Source organism: Klebsiella sp. Ech2A, assembly GCF_030078455.1.
GTDB classification, from domain to species: Bacteria; Pseudomonadota; Gammaproteobacteria; order Enterobacterales; family Enterobacteriaceae; genus Klebsiella; species Klebsiella terrigena.
In genome coordinates, this window is the sequence record NZ_JAQGFU010000350.1 from 1 (window position 1) to 2,390 (window position 2,390).

The 2,390-nt window shown below is 65.4% G+C and carries 3 protein-coding genes; all 3 read right to left on the bottom strand.

Annotated features, from left to right (window positions below):
- The coding region (locus tag PFH44_RS26760) for an acetyl-CoA C-acyltransferase (protein WP_283826718.1) at positions 1-964 on the bottom strand (964 nt) is incomplete at its 3' end.
- Positions 964-1,386 (bottom strand): hydroxyphenylacetyl-CoA thioesterase PaaI, encoded by a 423-nt coding sequence (gene paaI, locus PFH44_RS26765; protein WP_283826720.1) that lies wholly within the window; start codon positions 1,384-1,386, stop codon positions 964-966. The genes PFH44_RS26760 and paaI, both read right to left, overlap by 1 nt.
- Positions 1,376-2,390, bottom strand: a 1,015-nt coding sequence (locus PFH44_RS26770) for a 3-hydroxyacyl-CoA dehydrogenase family protein (RefSeq protein WP_283826721.1), incomplete at its 5' end; no start/stop codon positions are given. The genes paaI and PFH44_RS26770, both read right to left, overlap by 11 nt.

Consider the following 2,390-nt stretch of genomic DNA (forward strand, 5'->3'; position numbering starts at 1 on the left):
GTTCAATGACGTCCATATCGTTAATGTTCAGCCCCGCGCGCTCCAGCACCTTGCGCACGGCGGGCACCGGCCCGAGCCCCATCAGCCGTGGTTCAACCCCCGCCGTGGCCATCGCCACGATGCGCGCCCGCGGCCTCAGCCCCTGGGCCAGCGCCTGCCGTTCGCTGGCGACAATCAGCGCCGCCGCGCCGTCGTTAACTCCGGAGGCGTTTCCGGCGGTGACCACGCCGCCCTTGCGAAACGGGGTTTTAAGCTGTGAAAGCTGCTCCAGGGTGGTCTCGGCGCGCGGATGCTCATCGTCGCGAACGGCGCTGACCGCCCCCTTCTTGCCGATAATCTGTACCGGCACGATCTCCTGCGCCAGGATGCCGTTACGCTGGGCCTTCGCCGTCAGCTGCTGGCTGCGCAGGGCGAAGGCGTCCTGATCGGTGCGGCTAATATTTAACAACTTGGCTACATTCTCCGCCGTTTCCGGCATGCTGTCAGTGCCAAATTGCTGCTGCATGAGCGGGTTCACAAAACGCCAGCCGATGGTGGTATCAAACAGCTCCGCCTGACGCTGGTAAGGCGCGCTGGCCTTGCCCATCACAAACGGCGCCCGCGACATCGACTCCACGCCGCCGGCAATCATCAGGTCGGCGTCCCCGGCCTTAATGGCGCGGGCGGCAAAGCCGATTGCGTCCAGCCCGGAGCCGCACAGGCGGTTGATGGTGGTACCGGAGACGCTCTGCGGATAGCCCGCCAGCAGCGTCGCCATATGCGCCACGTTGCGGTTATCTTCTCCGGCCTGGTTGGCGCAGCCGAAAATCACGTCGTCAATGCAGCCGGGATCGAGGCGCGGGTTGCGGCTCAGCAGCTCGCGCAGCGGAACGGCGGCCAAATCGTCGGCCCGCACGCTGGCGAGCGCCCCGCCGTAGCGGCCGATCGGCGTACGAATTCCGTCACAAATAAAGGCGTCGCGCATCAAACTTCTCCTGTGATTGTGCCGCCGATGCGGTGCGATTTACCGCGAAACAGGGCGACAATTTTCTGTTGTTGGTTAACGATTTCGATGTCGTAGACGCCGGTCAGTTTGCCCTGCTGCCTGACCCGCGCGGTGGCGACCAGCCGGTCGCCGGCGAAGGCCGGGCGCAGAAAGTCGATGCTCGCCGCCGAGGCCACCGCCGCCAGCCCCTGGCTGTTGCAGGCGTAGGCAAAAGCGGTGTCGGCGAGGGAAAAGAGCTGCCCGCCGTGGCAGGTTTGATGGCCGTTAAGCATGTTCGGCGCGACGGTCATGGTCATCTGCGCGTAGCCTTCGTCCATCGCAATAATGTCGATCCCCAGCGCCTGGGCGCAGGTATCGAGTTCGTACATCGCGCGCGCGTTGCGCCAGGCCTTATCGTTCATGACGCATCTCCAGCAGCGCCTTCTGGCGCAGTAGCGAACAGGGGCGATAGCGCTCCTCGCCGTAGTGCTGCTGGAGGTTTTCCAGCAGGTGCAGCACCCGGTTCCAGCCCAGTCGGGCGCCCCACGCCAGCGGACCGTGCGGATAGTTCACCCCGAGGCGCATCGCGGTATCGATATCCGCCGGCTCGGCCACCCCTTTCTGCACCGCATCCAGCGCTTCGTTTACCAGCATCGCCACCGTGCGCCACACCAGCAGCCCCGGATAGTCGGCAATCTGCAGCACCTTTTTGCCCTGCTGCTGAAAATAGTGCACCGCTTTATCGGTAACCGACTGCGGATTAGACTCCGCGCTCGCCAGCACCACCGTCTCCCCGACGCTGTGGTCATAGACCACCACCGGACGGCCGTACTGGGCGCTCAGGGCCTCGGCGGTGTGGCCTTCGGTCTCCATCAGCAGCAGCTCGTCAAGTTCTGTGACATTGTCACGTTTACTACTCACCTTCAGCGCGCCTGCCGGGTCGGCCACCGCGCTGAGGGCCAGATCCGCCTCGGCGTCCAGCGGCCAGCGGTACACGCCCTGCCCGCTCTTTTTGCCCAGCCGCCCGGCCAGCGCCAGCTCCTGCTGCAGCAGCGAGGGAAGGAAGCGCCGGTCCTGCCAGAAGGCGTTAAATACCGAACAGGTCACCGCGAAGTTGACGTCCTGGCCGATCAAATCGGTCAGCGCCAGCGGCCCCATCGGGAAACCGCCGCCGTCGCGCAGCGCGGCGTCAATGACCTGCGCGGGAGCCACCTGCTCCTCCAGCGCGCGCCAGGCTTCGGCGTAGAACGGGCGCGCCACGCGATTGACGATAAACCCCGGCGTTGAGCGGCAGCGTACCGGCTGCTTGCCCCACGCGGTAACGCACCGGCACAGCTGTTCGACCACCTCCGGCGAGGTGGCCAGGCCGCTAACCACTTCCACCAGCTTCATCACCGGCGCCGGATTAAAGAAGTGCAGCCCGGCA